This is a genomic window from Zunongwangia sp. HRR-M8 (assembly GCF_027594405.1).
Classification (GTDB): Bacteria; Bacteroidota; Bacteroidia; order Flavobacteriales; family Flavobacteriaceae; genus Zunongwangia.
The window spans coordinates 1,914,619-1,931,600 of the sequence record NZ_CP115161.1; the positions used below are offsets into that span (position 1 = coordinate 1,914,619).

Consider the following 16,982-nt stretch of genomic DNA (forward strand, 5'->3'; position numbering starts at 1 on the left):
TTATTATTGATATTTTGCTTATTTTGCAGATTAATCAACCTAAATTATGAGTAGAAAAATATTAGTAACAGGTGGTTTGGGATTTATTGGTTCTCATACCGTAGTTGCTCTTCAGGAAAAAGGATATGATGTTGTTATAATCGATAACCTTTCAAATTCTTCTATAGATGTTTTGGCGGGCATAACCAGAATTACCGGCAAAACACCAGAATTCGAAAAAATAGATCTTAGAGAAAAATCGAGTGTTAAAGATTTTTTCGAAAAGCATAATGATATTAATGGAGTAATCCATTTTGCAGCATCCAAAGCGGTTGGTGAAAGTGTACAAAATCCATTATTATATTATGAGAATAATTTAGCTTCTTTAATTTATATTTTACAGGAACTTAGCAAAAAAGATAAAGCTAATTTTATCTTCAGCTCCTCTTGCACGGTTTACGGGCAGGCAGATGAATTACCGATTAAAGAAGAATCGCCAGTTAAAAAAGCAGAATCTCCTTACGGAAATACTAAACAAATAGGGGAAGAAATTATTATTGATACCTGTAAGATCGCTGAAGGTCTTAAAGCAATTTCTTTGCGCTATTTTAATCCTATTGGTGCTCATAAAACTGCGGAAATCGGAGAATTACCATTAGGAACTCCACAAAATTTAGTGCCTTTTATCACCCAAACTGCTATAGGGAAAAGAGAGCAACTATCTGTTTTTGGAGATGATTATCCTACCGAAGATGGAACATGCATTAGAGATTACATTCACGTAGTCGATCTAGCTGAAGCTCATGTTAGCGCACTTACCAGACTTTTGGAAAACGAAAAAGCGCCTAATTATGAAGTCTTCAATTTAGGAACAGGCAAAGGAAGCTCTGTTTTAGAAGTTGTTCACTCGTTTGAGCGTTCTACAGGAGAAAAGTTGAATTACAAAATAGCAGAACGTAGAGAAGGAGATGTCGTTGCTGCTTATGCTGATACTACTAAAGCAAACGAAGTATTGGGGTGGAAAGCAGATACTAATTTAGATACATCTTTAGCTAGCGCTTGGAAATGGGAAAAGAAAGTTAGCGAACAGGAATAGATTTTGGTCATATTAGAACATAAAAAAAGTCCGGTCAGTTTTGACCGGACTTTTTTTATATAATACTTTCTTATTTATTTTGTTCCATTAACTAAGAAAGCATGAATAACTCCTGGGATCCATCCAATTAGTGTTAGTACAATACTAATTAATAATGTAGTACCCACACCGTGCTTCATATATACAGCTAATGGTGGTAATAAAATGTTTAGAATAATTGTAAGAATAGACATAATTTGATTTTTTTGGTTTGGTTATTTTAATAAAGAGCCAATATATGGTAGTTTGCTTAAGGCACTGATACAATTAGCCTTAAATTAACTTAGTTTAACTTAAGCTTTAAATTTTCTGTATTTAGCCATCATGAACATATAAATACCATAACAAACTAATCCTGCTGCCACGGCACCTAATAAATATTGACCATAAGAAGATTCCTGAATAAAAGAAAAGGCATCGGTTGTACTTTTAATGTCTGAAGTATTAGATTCCATTGCCGCTCTTATAAAGAAATAACCTAATATAAAAAATATCACACCTCTAGCGATTAGTCCCATTAAACCGGTATTCTTAATCGTTTTTCTTCTTTTTTCTTCTGAAATAGATTTATAATCGAATTTCTGTAAGAAACTTTTTGTATATGCTTTTTTAATCTGATTGATCCCGGCACCGATAACGCAAACACCTATAATTGCGAATATGATCACCCCAATTTGTCCAGTCATAAAATCAGGACTTTTGCTACCGCTTCCTCCAGAGCTACCTCCAGCATTTATAACTTTCATTACTGCTGAAACAGCTAGAGCTAAATAAATTACAGCGCTTACCCCAAAGGCTACTCTTTTTATTTTTCCCTTTTTATCACTTCCAATATTTTCAGGATCTTGAAAAAGTTGTATCCCTCTCCAAACAACATAACATAGAAGGCCAATAGCCATAACTATTAAAATAGCATTTCCATAAGCTTGTTTTTCAAGGAAATCTAAAGCCTGAAATTTTCCTGCTTTTTGCCCTCCTTCGCCGAGTGCAGCTAATAATGTAAGTACTCCGGTAATTGTATAAACCGCTCCTTTAGCAACGTATCCAGTACGTGCAATTTTCTTTAATTTTGAATCCATTTATTGAGTTTTAGGTTGGTAAAATCAAAAATACCTCAATAAATATGGGGGATAAAGATATTTAGCACAAGTTTAATTAGTTAAACGCCAAAATGTTATAAAGCGTTAAACCATTTCAAAAATTACGAGCGCGTAAAGGTAGAAACGAACAAAGCGTAAAAGCCCAAACATAAGATAACTACCAAAAGGGAATCTAATAATTCCGGCAGCGATACTTGTAATAGCAAAAGGAATAGGAAGCAAAGCACCTACAATAATTAAAAAGCCACCCCATTTTCGGGTATTTTTAATGTGTTGTGCAAGTTTAACTTCCATCGCTTCACGTACACTTGGAATTTTAGTGATACCGCGCCCTATATAATAGGAAACAATTCCGCCTCCATAAGAAGCTACGGCTAAAAAAGAAAGAAATAAAATTGGGCTAGCAGATTTACCCGCCCATGCAATAAATAATTCAGGAGGGATAAGCCCCAAAATAGATTCGCTGGCAAAAAAGATGCTAAGGACTACTATTGGAGAATAGCTTTCTGTCACCATTACCAAAGTATCCTCTATATCAATAACAAAATAATCTAAAGCAAATAAAGCACCTATAAATAAAGCAATCGGTAAAATAGCTTTTTTTAGACTTTTCCAAACAAAACTATAGAACCCCGTATATTTATAATATTGGTGCATTAAGCGCAGTCTCGATTTTTTTCTAGACTTCGCATCTTTCTTCATCAGCAATCTTTTAGAAATTAATCTAGCTTATCGAATATAAACAGAAGAAACTATTCTAATGTTCTTCAGCATACTCTGTAAAAGCCTGGATGTAATCACGTAATTCAATCTCGTTAACCCTGTTTGTATGATCTTCCATTAGTGACAAAAGGTAAGCAAGACTTTCCTGTCCTGTAATTTCCTCTTCAACACGTACTTCTTGATTTTCCTCATCATCTTCGATAGGATCGTCTTCAGGAATCGCGATATTAAAAGATTGGTATTCTTCTACATGCTCGGTAGTAAGTCGAATCACTTTAGCTAACAGTGGCTGTCCTTCTTCGACAACATAATCCCTAAGTTGTTTTAAATCTCCAATTAACGTATTAGTGATTATACCGTTACGCATTAAATCACGCTGTATTTTATTCAGCAGCTTTTGAGCTTTTATGTTTTCTAAAGGTTTCAAAATATAAGTGTATTTATTTGTAGTAGTAAGAAATCTAGTTTTTGCAAAAATACTTTTTTATGCTAGTTCTGAAACTATTTAACACCTAAATTAATAAAGGTTTTAGATTTAAAATTAACAATTAATTACCAGTAATAATTTCATAAGGCCTAGCTACTTTGTTAGATTTAATTTTAAGTGAATTTATAAATAAAAAAATATACTATGAGTGCTTTAAAAGGAAAAGTCGCATTTATAACCGGTGGAAGTAAAGGTATAGGTTACGGAGTAGCCGAAGCTTTATTAAATGAGGGTTTTAAAGTAGCTATAACCAGTAGAACATTAGAGTCTGCACAGGATGCTGCGAAAGAATTAGAAAGTAAAGGAGAAATTATTGGTCTGGAAGCAGATGTAAGAAGTTACGAAAGTCAGCAGAAAGCAGTAAAAGCTGCGGTAGATAAATTTGGAAAGTTAGATTTATTAGTAGCTAATGCAGGCGTTGGTAAATTTAATTCTATTGAAGATATGACTCCGGAAGAGTGGAATGCAACCATAGAAACTAATCTTACCGGTGTATTTTACAGCGTAAAATCGAGCTTAGAAGAATTAGTAAAAACTGAAGGTTACGTAATTAGTATTTCTAGTCTTGCAGGTACAAATTATTTTGCGGGTGGAGCGGCTTATAACGCCAGTAAATTTGGACTAACAGGATTTTCACAGGCGATAATGCTAGATCTTAGACAAAAAGGTGTGAAAGTAAGTACGATAATGCCAGGATCTGTTGCTACTCATTTTAATGGGCATACGCCAAGCGACGAAGATGCGTGGAAAATACAGAAAGAAGATATTGGTGAATTAGTGGTAGATTTAATGAAAATGAATCCGAGAACTTTACCTAGTAAAATCGAAGTTCGACCATCTAAACCACCAAAAAAGTAATTCTTAATTGAAATTATACAAAAAGCCACATTAGTTTTGTGGCTTTTTTTGAGTTTATATTTATCGTAATATTGCAATTAAAATAAAGCTATGGGCGTTACAAAATCCGAAATTTTTAGTGATAGTCAGAATCAAATAGCCAATATGGCTAAAGTTTTGGGACATCCTGCAAGAATTGCCATTCTTCAGCAAATTATTAAATCTAAAAGCTGTATTTGTGGCGATCTGGTTTCAGAAATTGGTCTTGCGCAACCCACCATATCGCAACATCTTAGAGAATTAAAGAATATCGGAATTATAAAAGGGGATATTGAAGGAACACGCGTTTGTTATTGCATAAATGAAGAAAAATGGAACGAGATTCGTGATTTATTGAGTGCATTTTTTCAGCAGGAAATCTGCGGAAAGGAGTGTTGCTAAATGGTTTATGATGTTATTATTATTGGCGGAGGCCAAAGCGGATTAGCCTGTGCTTATTATCTTCGAAGAACTTCGCTTAAATACCTTATCCTTGATGCAAATAAAGAATGCGGAGGATCCTGGGCAAAAAACTGGGAGAATTTAGATTTATTTTCAGCTGCTAAACATAGTTCGCTTCCCGGCTGGCTAATGCCCAAGACTAAAAGTGAATATCCTACTAAAGAAGAGGCAATTAGTTATTTATGCGCGTATGAAAAGCGTTACGACTTCCCGATAAAAAGAGGGATTAAGATTGAGAATATACAAAAAGAGAACGATTTATATATTCTGAAAAGTAATAATAGAAACTTCAGCGCAAAATGCATCATCGCAGCCACAGGAACCCAATCGAAACCAATCATTCCAACTATTAGCGGAAGAAATAAGTTTAAAGGATTACAGGTTCATTCTTCAGAATATCATAAAGCCCAAAATTTCATTAATAAAAAAGTATTAGTAGTAGGAGAGGGGAATAGCGGCGCTCAAATCTTAGCACAACTTTCAAAAATTACAACAACGAGATGGGCAGTAAAAAGTAAACCTGAATTTTTACCAGATGATATCGATGGTAAAGATCTGTTTGATCAGGCTTCTGCAAAATATAGAGCTAAACAACAAGGCAAAGAATATAAACCGAAAAACTACAATATTGGTAGTATTGTGATGGTTCCGCAGGTTAAAGAAGCTCGGCATCGCGGAGTTTATAATAACTTCAATTATATTGAAACGATTACTGAAGATGGTGTAAAATGGCAGGATGGTGAGGAAGAAAATTTTGACGCCATAATTTGGTGCACCGGGTTTGGATACGCTACAGACTATTTAAAAAATTTGGTTGAAACTGACCAATATGGAAAGATCAAAACCGATAACACTTCAGCAAAAGATATTTCAGGATTATGGTTGGTAGGTTTTGGCCAATGGACGGGATTTGCATCTGCAACCCTAATTGGCGTTGGCAGATCAGCCAGAAAAACAGTTTCTGAAATTGAAGCTTTTTTAAACAAAAGTAATTCATAGTCTCTAGAGATATTACTTTGTATAAACTTCAACAAGTTTAAAATCCTTAACATCATGCTATTTTAGCCGTTAAATATCCGCTAAATGAGGTCTCTATTTTGCTCTGGAATAATCTTGATAGTATATTCAGAAAAAAAATAGAAAACTGTTATGAGTATTAAAGGAAAAACAATCATTATTACTGGAGCTTCAAGCGGAATTGGTGAAGCAACTGCAAAGAAACTATCTAAAGAAGGTGCTAACGTAGTAATTAGTGCCAGAAGAGAAGATCGCCTTAAATCTTTAAAAGAAGCGATCGAAAAAGAAGGTGGTAAAGCTTTGGTGGTAACCGCAGATGTTACTAAAAAAGAAGATTTCGAAAATGTTGCAAAACAAGCTAAAGCCGAGTTTGGAAGTATTGATGCATTGATCAACAATGCTGGTTTAATGCCCTTATCTTACGTGAAAAATTTACATACCGATGAATGGAATACCATGGTAGATGTAAATATTAAAGGTGTTTTAAACGGTGTGGCAGCAGTGCTACCAACGATGAAAGAGCAAAAATCTGGACATATTGTAAATATTTCTTCTTCAGCAGGGAACAAAATTTATCCTGGTGGAGCTATTTATTGCGCTACAAAAGCAGCAGTAAAAATGTTTACTGAAGGATTGCGAATGGAATTAGCGCCAAACTTCGGAATTAAAGCAACTTCTATCGAACCAGGTGCTGTGGATACCGAGTTAACCGATACCATTACCGATGATGAAATTAAAGAAGACTTTGTTTCGAGTCTTAATGAGTTAACGCCATTAGAGTCTGAAGATATAGCTGAAGCAATTTATTATGCACTTTCTCAACCAGGAAGAGCAAATATTAATGAAGTTTATGTGATGCCAACAGAGCAACAACAGTAATTTCTAGTTCAAAAAACTTCATAAAAAAACCGCTGATTTAATTCAGCGGTTTTTTTTATAATATGAGTTAAGCGATTAAACTTCAACAAGCATTTTACCGGTATTTTTACCTTCAAATATTTCGATAAAAGCTTTTGGCACATTATCGAAACCTTCTCGTTTCGTTTCATCAAACTTTAATTTATCATCAGCAAGCCAGCTTCCTAATTGCTTGATCGCATCCTGAAATTGATCGGCATGATCACGAACTATAAAACCTTGCATCAAAGCGCGTTTTTTTACCATAATTCCTTCTAAGCGCATTCCTTTTGGTACTTCTTCTTTATTGTAAATCGAAATAGCACCACAATTTATAATACGAGCAAAATCATTAATGTTTTGCATTGCAGCATCTAAAATATCACCACCAACATTATCAAAATAAACATCAACGCCATCTGGACAGGCTTTAGCAATATCTTCCTTAATGTTTTCTGTCGTTTTATAATTGATCCCCGCATCAAAACCAAATTTGGATTTTATATGATCAATTTTTTCATCAGTTCCGGCGATACCAACAACGCGGCAACCTTTAATTTTTCCTATTTGCCCAACAACACTTCCTACGGCTCCGGCAGCCCCAGATACCAATAGTGTTTCTCCTTCTTTAAGCTTTCCAATAGTTTCTAAAGCTAAATAGGCAGTCAAACCGGTTAAGCCAAGAATGCCTAAATACGCTGAAAGTGGCACATCTTTATTGGTTATTTTGTTTAAACCTTCACCAGTATGTTTCTGGATTTCTTTCCAATCTAACATTCCGCTTACGTGATCTCCTTTTTCAAAATCATCAGATTTAGATTCGATCACTTCAGCTACGACCATTGATGCTAATGGCTCATCAATTTTAAATGGAGGAATATAAGAATCTTCATCTCTCATTCTCCCTCTTAGATATGGATCTACTGAAATATATTTCGATTTCAAGAGAATCTCACCATCTGCAATTTCAGGTTTTTCTTCCGTTTTAAATTCGAAGTTTTTCTCTTCCGGTTTTCCGGATGGTCTTTCCTTTAATGTGATTACTTTACTCATAACTTATTTTTTTATGAAATTAATTTAATCTAAAACCATCACCAAAATGCCGGTCTTAATTTATCCTTAATACTATATTCGATATTTCAGCAAAATTAAACTACCAAGAGATGGTTTAGCTTCGCTTTAACATTTGCAAATCTGAAATTGATAACTTTGTAGCTAAAGCAACAATTACTTAATCTAACTAAGCGCATTGGCAAATAAACTATCCCAGTATTGGCATTCTACTTTAAGATTTTTACACAGTACAGATTTTACGAAAGCTTTAATTCTTACGATTAGTATTGGTTCGTCGATTGGGATTTTTAATGCGTTAGGTTTATCCCAAATTGGTGTGCCAATGGCGGTAGGTTGTTTGCTTACAGCCCCAAGTGATACTATAGGAACTTTAAAGCATAAAGTTGTAGGAGTTATTGCAGCAGCAATTCTCGCGGGGGTTACGTCTTTTGTGCTAGGATTTGCTTCAGTAAATTTTTATTTAACCCTTCCAATTTTAGGAATTGTTGTCTTCGCCATTTCTTATCTCGCTATCTATGGTTTTAGAGCATCTATGGTAGCTTTTGCAGGTTTAATGGCAATCGTTCTTAGCTTTGCAAATGTAGATACATCAATGCCTTTATGGCAACACTGCTTATTAATTTCAGCTGGTGGCTTTTGGTATTTAACGCTTAGTCTTATTTGGCATTTTCTTAATCCTAAGCACGAAACAGAACAGCTTTTAGGACAATGTCTAGAACTTACAGGAGAATACTTGCAGGTACGCTCTAAATTGCTGTTAGAGGTAAAAGAACGGGATAATTACCAAAGAAGGCTTTTCGATCTACAAAACGATTTAAATCAAAAACATGAGAGTTTACGAGAAATTTTAATCAGTTCTAGAAAAATTTCGGGGAATTCGAATTATACTAGAAAGCGACTTTTAATTTTTATTGAGTTGATCGATATTTTAGAGCTAGGTATGGCTAATCCAGTAAATTATGAGCGTATGGATGCGCTTTTCAAAGAGGATAAAAAGTACCTGAAAATGTTTAGTGATGTTACATATTATTTCGGCGAACAACTAATAGAAATCTCTAAATCTATTGAAAATAAAAAGCAGATTCCTGATAATCGAATTTCAGATTATATTGAAAAGAACCGCGAGCTAATTAATAAGTACAGAGAAAATATTGATATTTCAGAAAAACGCGAACATATTTTAATGCTTCGGAATTTGTTTGATTACCAGGAGCGCCAGTCGCATAAAATCAATACTATTTTTGCCGTTATCAATAATTTAAAGATGGGCAACAACATCTTTATGAAACAAAAAGAAGTTGTAAAATTTATTACTCCGCAAGAATATTCATCTAAAATTTTAGTTGAAAATTTCAACTTTAGTTCTCCCATTTTTCGTCACGCACTCCGTCTAGCCATTATTGTTTTAGTTGGATTTTCTATAGGAGCTTATTTCTCTATTCAAAATGCCTATTGGATTCTTTTAACCATTGTCGTTATAATGCGTCCTAATTACGGACTCACAAAATCAAGAACCAAAGAACGTATTATCGGGACACTAATAGGTGGTGCAATTGCAATTGGGATCGTATTTATTACTCAGAATGTCTATATTTATGGCGCACTTGGATTGCTATCCTTAACATTGGCATTTTCTTTAATTCAACGTAATTATAGAACGGCCGCGGTTTTTATTACCTTAAGTATCATATTTATATATGCGTTAATGAAGCCCGATGTACTGCAGGTAATACAATTTAGAATTATAGATACCCTGGTAGGAGCAGTATTGGCAGCTTTAGGGAATCTATTTTTATGGCCTGCATGGGAAGCCGAAAATATTAGAAATATTATAGCGACAAGCATTGCTGCAAATCGAAATTACTTTGTTGAAATCGATAAATTCTACCACAATAAAGGAGAATTGCCAACGAGCTATAAATTATCCAGAAAAAAAGCGTTTTTAGAAATGGGTAATTTAAGTACTGCTTTTCAACGAATGACGCAGGAACCTAAATCTAAGCAAAAAGATTTAGGTTTAATTTATCGCCTGGTTAGTTTAAACCAAACTTTTTTATCGGCATTAGCCTCTATGGGAACCTACATTAGAAATCATAATACCACTGATGCTTCAGAGCATTTTGAAGTTTTTGTGAAACAAATTTTGCACAGTTTGGATAATGCTGAAGAAGGTTTAATTGAACAGGGAGAGCAAAAGAAAACGAATGTTAGTTTGCTGAAGGAAGCAAAATCAAGATTGGATGAAAAATACGAGGATTTAGTTAAAATAAGAAATCAAGAAATTGCTGAAGGGAAAGAGTTAGCAGATCACGATATGCGTTTACAGCTTCAAGAAGCGCAACTTATTACCAATCAGCTGCAATGGCTTTTAGATATTTCAAAAAATATTCGAAAAACTGTCTATAAAACGACTTCGATCTAAATTATGAGCAAAAGAGCATTAAAAAAGTACTTAAAAGAGCTGGATAAAGAAGATCTGGAAGAACAAATCATGGATCTTTACGAGCGTTTAGATGAAGTAAAAGTATTTTACAATTTTGTTTTTAATCCCAACGAGCGCAAGCTTATTGAAAATGCGAAAGTTAAGATAGGGAAGGAGTATTTTCCCGAGAACAGGCGAAAGCGACCAAAAGCTCGCAGGTCGATTGCGCAAAAACTGATAAAGCATTTTAAAAAATTAGGTGTAGATCCCATAAAAACGGCAGACTTGATGCTTTATAATATTGAAATTGCACAGACTTATGCTGAAGATCGTTCTAAGATTAAAGATGCCTTTTATAAATCGATGTTTAAATCTTACGAAGAAGCCGTAAAATATATCTTAGAAAATGGATTATCAATCGATTTTGAATCTCGCATTATTAAAATATCATTACATACTGAAACTCAAGATTGGCCGAATTCTTATTTATTTTTAAAAGTTTCTTCTCAATTCGATTAAAAAAAGGTAGCCAAAAACTGACTACCTTTCCATCATCAAATTGATTGGTTGGTTAAATTTTAAGAGCTTTCGTTAGTTGAAATTTCTAATTCGGTATTTATAACTTCAGCTTCTTCAATATTTGATGTTTTCTTCTGTAATATTAAAGGTAATCCAAATCCTGCGACACTTAAGACCGCTCCTAAGAGAAAAATAGCTGGTGGTTCAGCAAAAAGTTTTCCGCTCGATAAAATTCCCAAAATTAATAAGGTTGAAAGCGGAAATGATAGCGCCAAAACGCTTACAGCAAAATTTGGATTGAATGTTTTTCTTTCTCTGTCTTGCTCAGCTGCATCAACAGCAGAGATATGAGCAAAAGGCCAAAAACTACAAGCACTTAGACCAAAGGAAAGCATTAACAATACTTCGTTTTCAATAGCAATTCCGGCGATGCTTATTATTAAACCAATTGCTAAAATCACGAATCCTGCCCGCAACATCAACATTCCTAAAATCTGTAATAACTGATCCTTTTTAATGTTTACAGCCAATCCAATATACAGCAAAACTAAAGGCGTCATTAGTAAACTTAATCTACTTAATGTTTCACTTGCAAAAAATGGAAGCGAATCCAATGTAAAACCAAAGCCAACAAGTAATAGCGCAGCCGCAATAAACAAGTTTACTGGTTCAGAAATCATTGCTATACCCAAGGATTTAAGTTTTGCTTTTCCCGATTGTGCTTTTTTCTGCTGTACTTTATAATGCCAATTCATAGCTACAACATAAAGGATCATAAGTACAAAAACTTTATTCCCAAGATCGGCCATTGCTGCTTTGGCTAAAAAAGCATCCCCTAAATACTCCAAAACAAAAGGAAAACATGATAATCCCGGCGCTAAAGAAGGAATTAGCATTTTTGCGGTTCGGTAATTTGGCGTTTCTTTTTCTATACCTAAGATTGGTAATAATAATGGAAAAATAAAAAATAGCAATGCATTTAAAATCAAAGCCAAAATCGGCAATAAAAGAAGATCTGCTTCAACTTCGATTCCCAAAAGCGCAATAAAAATAGTCGCTGGTAAGGCAAGATTCAGGATTATTTTTTTAATACCAACCACTTCAGCTTTGGTACTAAATTTCATTTTTAAAAGTAATCCTATAGCAATAAAAAGAATAAAAGTTATTGTTTTTTGTAGGCTTACATCCATATAACTAGACTAGAATTTCATCAATAGCTTCAGTAAAATATTTCATCTCTTTCATGGTTCCCATACTTACACGGCACCAATCCTGATCCCAAAACTTAAAAGCACGAACAACAACCTTCTTTTCGTAAATTTTTTCTAGAAATTTGTCACCATCCATATTTATAGGAAAAATCACAAAGTTGGTGCTAGAAGGCATATAATCCATCCCACGACCTTGAAGATATGATGTTGTATAATTTCTGGCTTCTTCAATTTTGGCTTTACAATCGGTAAGGTAGGCGTCGTCTTTCATACTTGCTGAAGCAGCTTCAATGCTAGGCCCAGTTAATCCCATCCCGCCACGAGTAATCTCATTCATTTCTTCTAAAGACTCTTTGTTTCCTAACATATAACCGACACGAAGCCCGGCCATTCCGTGGATTTTAGAGAAAGTTCTGGCTACAAAGACATCATAACCTTCTGCAACAAGCGGCGCCATGCTCGAGTTGAGTCCGCCAGGAGAGAGTTCTATATAGGCTTCATCAATAAATACCGGTACTTTCTTAGAAACTCGCTTACAAAAATCTTTAAGATCGTCGGTATCGGTCATAGTAGCCGTTGGATTGTTGGGATTAGTGATATAGACAAGTTTGGTGTCCTTATCAATAGCCTTTTCCATAGCCTTTAGATCATGCTGATAATCCTCGGTAAGTTTCACCGCTTTCCAATTTCCGCCGGCTGCTTTTGCAACACTAACCAGTGACATATAACTTGGATCTGCACTTACTACATTTCCGCCATGCTGAAATTTGACAATGGCCGTTTTTTCTAATAAATCTGAAGATCCCGGCCCCATCATCACGTTTGCTGGCTCGACACCTTCATATTCAGCAATTTGCTTTACCAATGCTCCTAAAGCACCCCAAGAATAATGATTCCCCTCTGTAACTGCCTTTTGAAATGCTTCCGCAGCCATTTTAGAAGGACCATGGGGATTTTCATTCCAAACCAATCTTGCTTTTACTGTTTTAAGATCAGGAAATCGGGGAGGGGTATACTCGTCGAACGAGTTACTATAATTGTATAAAAATTTATTGTTTTCTGCATGTGCATCAGAAACGGCTTTAGCCCAAAGATCTACCGGCGCTACTGCAGCAGCCCCCATCGCAAGCGCTCCTCTTTTTAGCCATTCTCTTCTGTTAAGACTCATAATTTGTGGTATTTGTGTTACATTTTAAAGTTAGAAATTAACACAATATTAAGCAATGCTAATACCTTAAAAATGAATACTATAAATTCATGATTTCAAAAAATATTAAATGAATTTTAAGATTTGCAAAAAAACGGCAGATTTTATTAAAACGGGTGAATTTTTCAATGCTCCGTTCAAAATATTTTTGATTTAAATTGAATCAAATTTGTTCTCAGACTAATTTTGGATATTTAGGCCATGATTTAGAGTATTACTACTACATATTACTGGTGAAATGTCTGTTTAATTATTACATTCAATATTCTTTAAGAAAGTTTAATAAGTCGTTCGCGACTATATCGAAAAATTATTCAAATTGAAAATCTATGAGTCAACCAATTCTTGATCACGTTTCTAAAATTATTGATCTTACTGAAGAAGAAAAGGCCGAATTTTTAAGCATTCTAACTCCAGTGAAGCATGCTAAAAAAGATCTTTTAATTAGAGACGGAGAATTTGTGCATCATAATTACTTTGTGGTTAAAGGATGTCTGCGAGCTTTTTATCGTGATGATTTTGAGAATGAAGCTAATCTTCAATTTGCTATGGAAGACTGGTGGATTAGTGATTATGAAGCGCTTTTAGAAGGTATTCCCGCAAGATTAAATGTAGAATGTCTTGAAGATTGCGAGTTAATTGCCATTCATAGAGATGCGCAAGAAGAACTCTATAGACGTATCCCTAAATTTGAACGATTTTTTAGAATTAAAGTAACCAAATCGTTTATAGCGCTACGATGCAGAATAATGTCCAGCCTTCAAAAAAGCAGTAAAGAACGTTATTTAGAATTTTACGATCGTTTTCCTGAATTAGAAAATAGGATTGCGAATTATCATATCGCTAACTATTTAGGTATTAAACCCGAAAGTTTAAGTAGAATTAGGAAAGAGCTCATATAGCTTAACAGTATTTAACAGCCTACGCTAACATAGGTCAATGTCATCTTATCATAAGATCGCTTAAATTTGTACTGAAAAAGGGATTAAAATTGCTATATAAGTTCCGGCACATCTACGATTGCCGGAATTTTTATTAAAAAAGAAAAACAATGAGTAAACAACCTTTATTACAAGAATATAATCTGAATGGCTTAAAATTACCAAATCGTGTGGTAATGGCTCCCATGACGCGTACTCGCGCAGATAATGAAGAAAACGCACCGCGTGAAGAATATGAAGCTGAATATTATGCACAACGCTCCTCAGCAGGCTTAATTATAACTGAAGGATCTCCAATTAACGATAAAGCGATTGGATATATTAATGTTCCTGGGATTTATAAACCTGCACAAATTGAAGGATGGAAAAAGGTAACCCATAAAGTACACGAAGAAAATGGTAGAATATTTATCCAACTTTGGCATGTAGGAAGAATGTCGCATCCAGATTTTCATAATGGAGAAAAACCATTAGCACCATCTGCTATCAATCCAGATGCGCAGGCATTTACTGCAGACGGTTTTAAAGATACCGTTACTCCGAAGGAAATGACTATTGATGAAATTAAGCAAACTATAGAAGATTTTAAAACAGCAGCAAAAAATGCAATGGATGCAGGCTTTGACGGTGTAGAAATTCATTCTTCTAATGGTTATTTATTGCATCAGTTTTTTAATGCGACCTCGAATACCAGAACAGATGAATACGGCGGAACGATAGAAAATCGTGCTAAAATTCTTTTTGAAGTTATTGACGCGATCAAAGAAGTAATGCCGGAACAAAAAGTTGGATTGCGTTTAAATCCCTCTCTAGATGGTTTATTCGGGATGACGTTGGATAAAGAAACGATTCCTACTTTCGATTATATCGTAAACAAATTAAACGAATATGATCTTGCCTATGTTCATTTGTCTGAACCTTTTACCGATGTTTCAGATAATGAATTTGCGGTTACTGAAATTGCGAAACATTACAGACCTTTATATAAAGGTACTTTAATTATTAATGCAGGTTTCGATCAGGAATCTGGAAATGATGTAATTGAAAAAGGCAATGCCGATTTGGTTGCCTACGGAAAACCATATATTTCTAATCCAGATTTAGTGGAAAGATTCGAGAAGGATGTAGCGCTTACCGATTGGGATAAAGATACTTTTTATACAACTGGAAAAGAAGGCTATTTGGATTATCCAATTAAGGCGAGAGATTAATTATAGAACTATTTGAATACTAAAAATCCCAGCAAATTGCTGGGATTTTTTATTGTATGACTTTTTAAATTTTAACCTTGACGGTTGCTCGTTGCATAGATTTCAGTTTGCTTTTCAACATAAATTTAGGCGCATAGTAAAGTTCAAGAAACGAAGCTTCGCTATAAATTTTAGTTCCGAAAGATTTAGCTTCTTCAACAACAAAATCATCTGGATTTTTACCTGTGATCAAAATCCCCGTTTTAGTAGACATTTTGTGTTGTACTTCTACATTAAATCGCTTCAATATTTCTTTAATTTTAGAATAATCTTCGTTCAATTTCCCGTCGATCAAAACTTTCTGTCCTTCAAATTCTTCAGCTAAAGTTTTAATTTTCTTCTTTTTTGATTCTTTATTTTTTTCAGATAAATGCTGAATCACTAAGAATGAGATTAATAGAAAAATCAATACATAGGTTACAATAATTATGGTTTCGGTTGTCATAGCAGTATGGTTTAGTTTTCTTTTTTCAGTTGAAATTCAAAATGCAAATACTGTGGATTGCTAACTGAATTACACCTTATATAAAGCGAAATCTATGCTATTTTACTTGTTTAAGAATTATTTAACCCAATCTTTGAAAATTAAAAAAGGGACTTCATTACTGAAATCCCTTTTATAATTATTGAATTTTGACTTCTAAATCATTAAATATAACTAATCACATTTTTACCAATTGATTTTCCGCTTTCCTGAAATTCATGCACTTCTCTAAAAACACCGGTGTCTAGTCCTTCAAAAGTCTTGTTGATTGTCGATTTTAAAGTTCCTTCTTCAAATAAAAGTCGTAATTCTTCCAGGATTTTATGCTGTGCGATCATATCTTCAGTTTTAAAAAGAGAACGCGTAAACATAAATTCCCAGTGAAAAGAGGCACTCTTATTTTTAAGTTTGTTTAAATCTAACGGATCTTTATTTTCTACGATCGAACAAATTTGGCCTTGTGGTTTAATTAATTTTGCCATAGCATCCCAATGCATATCGGTATCAGAAAAATTCAGAATAAAATCAACTTCACTAATATTGGCTGATTCCATTTGCTGAATGAGTTCATGATGATTAACAATAACATCTGCTCCTAAGTTCTTACACCAATCACTGGTCTCTTCTCGAGATGCGGTAGCGATCACTTCAATATTAGTCAATTTTTTAGCAATTTGTATAGCGATAGATCCAACACCGCCAGCGCCACCGATAATCAATAATTTCTTACCACTTTCTCCATTTTTTTTTAGGCGCAAACGATCAAAAATTGCTTCCCAGGCAGTAAGAGATGTTAATGGCATCGCTGCGGCTTCAGCAAAAGATAAATTAGAAGGTTTGTGTCCTGCAATTCTAGAATCAACCAACTGAAATTCTGCATTACAACCTGGTCTTTCGTATTCTCCCGAATAATAAACTTCATCCCCAACTTTAAAATTAGAAACTTCGCTTCCAACTGCTTCAACAATACCGGCTGCATCCCAACCCAGAACCTTAGGTTCGTCCAATTCTTCATCTTTAGCAGCATTTTGGCGTACTTTGTAATCTACCGGGTTTACAGAAACCGCATGTATTTTAACCAAAAGATCATAATCTTCTGGCATTGGTTTTTCAGTTTCAAACGCGATAAAACAATTTTTATCTGATGTTGGTAAAGATTTGGTTATTCCTATAGCTTTCATAATTTTTTAATGAAAAT

18 protein-coding genes are annotated in these 16,982 nt (G+C 34.3%); 9 read left to right on the forward strand and 9 right to left on the reverse strand.

All coding sequences use genetic code 11. The annotated features are described in order from the left end of the window. Window positions 1–46 precede the first annotated feature (46 nt). Window positions 47–1,075, forward strand: coding sequence for a UDP-glucose 4-epimerase GalE (galE, locus tag PBT89_RS08220; protein WP_270064221.1), 1,029 nt, complete (start codon window positions 47–49; stop codon window positions 1,073–1,075). A 74-nt stretch (window positions 1,076–1,149) separates the two neighbouring features. On the opposite strand, the gene PBT89_RS08225 is transcribed toward galE, so the two are convergent. The 4 genes from PBT89_RS08225 to PBT89_RS08240 form a co-directional block, all read right to left on the reverse strand. Continuing rightward, window positions 1,150–1,308 (reverse strand): YqaE/Pmp3 family membrane protein, encoded by a 159-nt coding sequence (locus PBT89_RS08225; RefSeq protein ID WP_270064222.1) that lies wholly within the window; start codon window positions 1,306–1,308, stop codon window positions 1,150–1,152. Between the two features lie 99 nt (window positions 1,309–1,407). Further along, entirely contained in the window at window positions 1,408–2,193 is a 786-nt protein-coding gene (locus tag PBT89_RS08230) for a DUF1206 domain-containing protein (protein ID WP_270058139.1), read from the reverse strand. A 105-nt stretch (window positions 2,194–2,298) separates the two neighbouring features. Continuing rightward, window positions 2,299–2,916, reverse strand: coding sequence for a YqaA family protein (locus tag PBT89_RS08235; protein ID WP_270064223.1), 618 nt, complete (start codon window positions 2,914–2,916; stop codon window positions 2,299–2,301). A gap of 55 nt (window positions 2,917–2,971) precedes the next feature. Continuing rightward, entirely contained in the window at window positions 2,972–3,364 is a 393-nt protein-coding gene (locus tag PBT89_RS08240; protein ID WP_270058137.1) for a hypothetical protein, read from the reverse strand. Window positions 3,365–3,568: 204 nt separating this feature from the next. On the opposite strand from PBT89_RS08240, the gene PBT89_RS08245 reads away from it, so the two are divergent. From PBT89_RS08245 to PBT89_RS08260, 4 genes are all read left to right on the forward strand, one after another. Further along, complete coding sequence (locus PBT89_RS08245) at window positions 3,569–4,282, forward strand: SDR family oxidoreductase (RefSeq protein ID WP_270064224.1); 714 nt, start codon at window positions 3,569–3,571, stop codon at window positions 4,280–4,282. A gap of 90 nt (window positions 4,283–4,372) precedes the next feature. Beyond that, entirely contained in the window at window positions 4,373–4,702 is a 330-nt protein-coding gene (locus PBT89_RS08250) for an ArsR/SmtB family transcription factor (RefSeq protein ID WP_270064225.1), read from the forward strand. Continuing rightward, window positions 4,703–5,761 (forward strand): ArsO family NAD(P)H-dependent flavin-containing monooxygenase, encoded by a 1,059-nt coding sequence (locus PBT89_RS08255; RefSeq protein ID WP_270064226.1) that lies wholly within the window; start codon window positions 4,703–4,705, stop codon window positions 5,759–5,761. Window positions 5,762–5,911: 150 nt separating this feature from the next. Then, on the forward strand, window positions 5,912–6,658 hold the full coding sequence (locus PBT89_RS08260) for an SDR family oxidoreductase (RefSeq protein WP_270058133.1): 747 nt from the start codon (window positions 5,912–5,914) through the stop codon (window positions 6,656–6,658). 75 nt (window positions 6,659–6,733) lie between these two features. On the opposite strand, the gene PBT89_RS08265 is transcribed toward PBT89_RS08260, so the two are convergent. Beyond that, window positions 6,734–7,729 carry an NADP-dependent oxidoreductase gene (locus PBT89_RS08265; RefSeq protein ID WP_270064227.1) on the reverse strand — a complete coding sequence of 332 codons (996 nt, stop codon included), beginning with the start codon at window positions 7,727–7,729 and terminating at the stop codon, window positions 6,734–6,736. A gap of 196 nt (window positions 7,730–7,925) precedes the next feature. Between PBT89_RS08265 and PBT89_RS08270 the strand changes: the two genes are divergently transcribed. Both PBT89_RS08270 and PBT89_RS08275 read left to right on the forward strand, forming a co-directional pair. Further along, on the forward strand, window positions 7,926–10,172 hold the full coding sequence (locus tag PBT89_RS08270) for an FUSC family protein (protein ID WP_270064228.1): 2,247 nt from the start codon (window positions 7,926–7,928) through the stop codon (window positions 10,170–10,172). A gap of 3 nt (window positions 10,173–10,175) precedes the next feature. Next, window positions 10,176–10,691: a DUF6155 family protein gene (locus PBT89_RS08275; RefSeq protein ID WP_270064229.1), complete on the forward strand. Its 516-nt coding sequence runs from the start codon at window positions 10,176–10,178 to the stop codon at window positions 10,689–10,691. Between the two features lie 59 nt (window positions 10,692–10,750). Here the strand turns inward: PBT89_RS08275 and PBT89_RS08280 are convergent, their stop codons facing one another. Continuing rightward, window positions 10,751–11,815, reverse strand: a complete 1,065-nt coding sequence (locus PBT89_RS08280; protein WP_270064230.1) for a permease — start codon at window positions 11,813–11,815, stop codon at window positions 10,751–10,753. A 70-nt stretch (window positions 11,816–11,885) separates the two neighbouring features. Next, window positions 11,886–13,070 (reverse strand): pyridoxal phosphate-dependent aminotransferase, encoded by a 1,185-nt coding sequence (locus PBT89_RS08285; protein ID WP_270064231.1) that lies wholly within the window; start codon window positions 13,068–13,070, stop codon window positions 11,886–11,888. Window positions 13,071–13,438: 368 nt separating this feature from the next. On the opposite strand from PBT89_RS08285, the gene PBT89_RS08290 reads away from it, so the two are divergent. Both PBT89_RS08290 and PBT89_RS08295 read left to right on the forward strand, forming a co-directional pair. Further along, window positions 13,439–14,011 (forward strand): Crp/Fnr family transcriptional regulator, encoded by a 573-nt coding sequence (locus tag PBT89_RS08290; protein WP_270064232.1) that lies wholly within the window; start codon window positions 13,439–13,441, stop codon window positions 14,009–14,011. A gap of 149 nt (window positions 14,012–14,160) precedes the next feature. After that, window positions 14,161–15,261: an alkene reductase gene (locus tag PBT89_RS08295; protein ID WP_270064233.1), complete on the forward strand. Its 1,101-nt coding sequence runs from the start codon at window positions 14,161–14,163 to the stop codon at window positions 15,259–15,261. 64 nt (window positions 15,262–15,325) lie between these two features. Here the strand turns inward: PBT89_RS08295 and PBT89_RS08300 are convergent, their stop codons facing one another. Together PBT89_RS08300 and PBT89_RS08305 are read right to left on the reverse strand one after the other, a co-directional pair. Beyond that, window positions 15,326–15,745, reverse strand: coding sequence for a BRCT domain-containing protein (locus PBT89_RS08300; protein ID WP_270064234.1), 420 nt, complete (start codon window positions 15,743–15,745; stop codon window positions 15,326–15,328). Window positions 15,746–15,948: 203 nt separating this feature from the next. Continuing rightward, entirely contained in the window at window positions 15,949–16,965 is a 1,017-nt protein-coding gene (locus PBT89_RS08305) for a zinc-binding alcohol dehydrogenase family protein (protein ID WP_270064235.1), read from the reverse strand. Window positions 16,966–16,982: the final 17 nt, after the last annotated feature.

Excerpts from the sequence above, each read along its gene's own strand:
- galE (WP_270064221.1), top strand. The coding sequence starts at position 47 with ATGAGTAGAAAAATATTAGTAACAGGTGGTTTGGGATTTATTGGTTCT.
- PBT89_RS08225 (WP_270064222.1), bottom strand. The coding sequence starts at position 1,308 with ATGTCTATTCTTACAATTATTCTAAACATTTTATTACCACCATTAGCT.
- PBT89_RS08230 (WP_270058139.1), bottom strand. The coding sequence starts at position 2,193 with ATGGATTCAAAATTAAAGAAAATTGCACGTACTGGATACGTTGCTAAA.
- PBT89_RS08235 (WP_270064223.1), bottom strand. The coding sequence starts at position 2,916 with ATGAAGAAAGATGCGAAGTCTAGAAAAAAATCGAGACTGCGCTTAATG.
- PBT89_RS08245 (WP_270064224.1), top strand. The coding sequence starts at position 3,569 with ATGAGTGCTTTAAAAGGAAAAGTCGCATTTATAACCGGTGGAAGTAAA.
- PBT89_RS08250 (WP_270064225.1), top strand. The coding sequence starts at position 4,373 with ATGGGCGTTACAAAATCCGAAATTTTTAGTGATAGTCAGAATCAAATA.
- PBT89_RS08255 (WP_270064226.1), top strand. The coding sequence starts at position 4,703 with ATGGTTTATGATGTTATTATTATTGGCGGAGGCCAAAGCGGATTAGCC.
- PBT89_RS08260 (WP_270058133.1), top strand. The coding sequence starts at position 5,912 with ATGAGTATTAAAGGAAAAACAATCATTATTACTGGAGCTTCAAGCGGA.
- PBT89_RS08265 (WP_270064227.1), bottom strand. The coding sequence starts at position 7,729 with ATGAGTAAAGTAATCACATTAAAGGAAAGACCATCCGGAAAACCGGAA.
- PBT89_RS08275 (WP_270064229.1), top strand. The coding sequence starts at position 10,176 with ATGAGCAAAAGAGCATTAAAAAAGTACTTAAAAGAGCTGGATAAAGAA.
- PBT89_RS08280 (WP_270064230.1), bottom strand. The coding sequence starts at position 11,815 with ATGAAATTTAGTACCAAAGCTGAAGTGGTTGGTATTAAAAAAATAATC.
- PBT89_RS08285 (WP_270064231.1), bottom strand. The coding sequence starts at position 13,070 with ATGAGTCTTAACAGAAGAGAATGGCTAAAAAGAGGAGCGCTTGCGATG.
- PBT89_RS08290 (WP_270064232.1), top strand. The coding sequence starts at position 13,439 with ATGAGTCAACCAATTCTTGATCACGTTTCTAAAATTATTGATCTTACT.
- PBT89_RS08295 (WP_270064233.1), top strand. The coding sequence starts at position 14,161 with ATGAGTAAACAACCTTTATTACAAGAATATAATCTGAATGGCTTAAAA.
- PBT89_RS08300 (WP_270064234.1), bottom strand. The coding sequence starts at position 15,745 with ATGACAACCGAAACCATAATTATTGTAACCTATGTATTGATTTTTCTA.
- PBT89_RS08305 (WP_270064235.1), bottom strand. The coding sequence starts at position 16,965 with ATGAAAGCTATAGGAATAACCAAATCTTTACCAACATCAGATAAAAAT.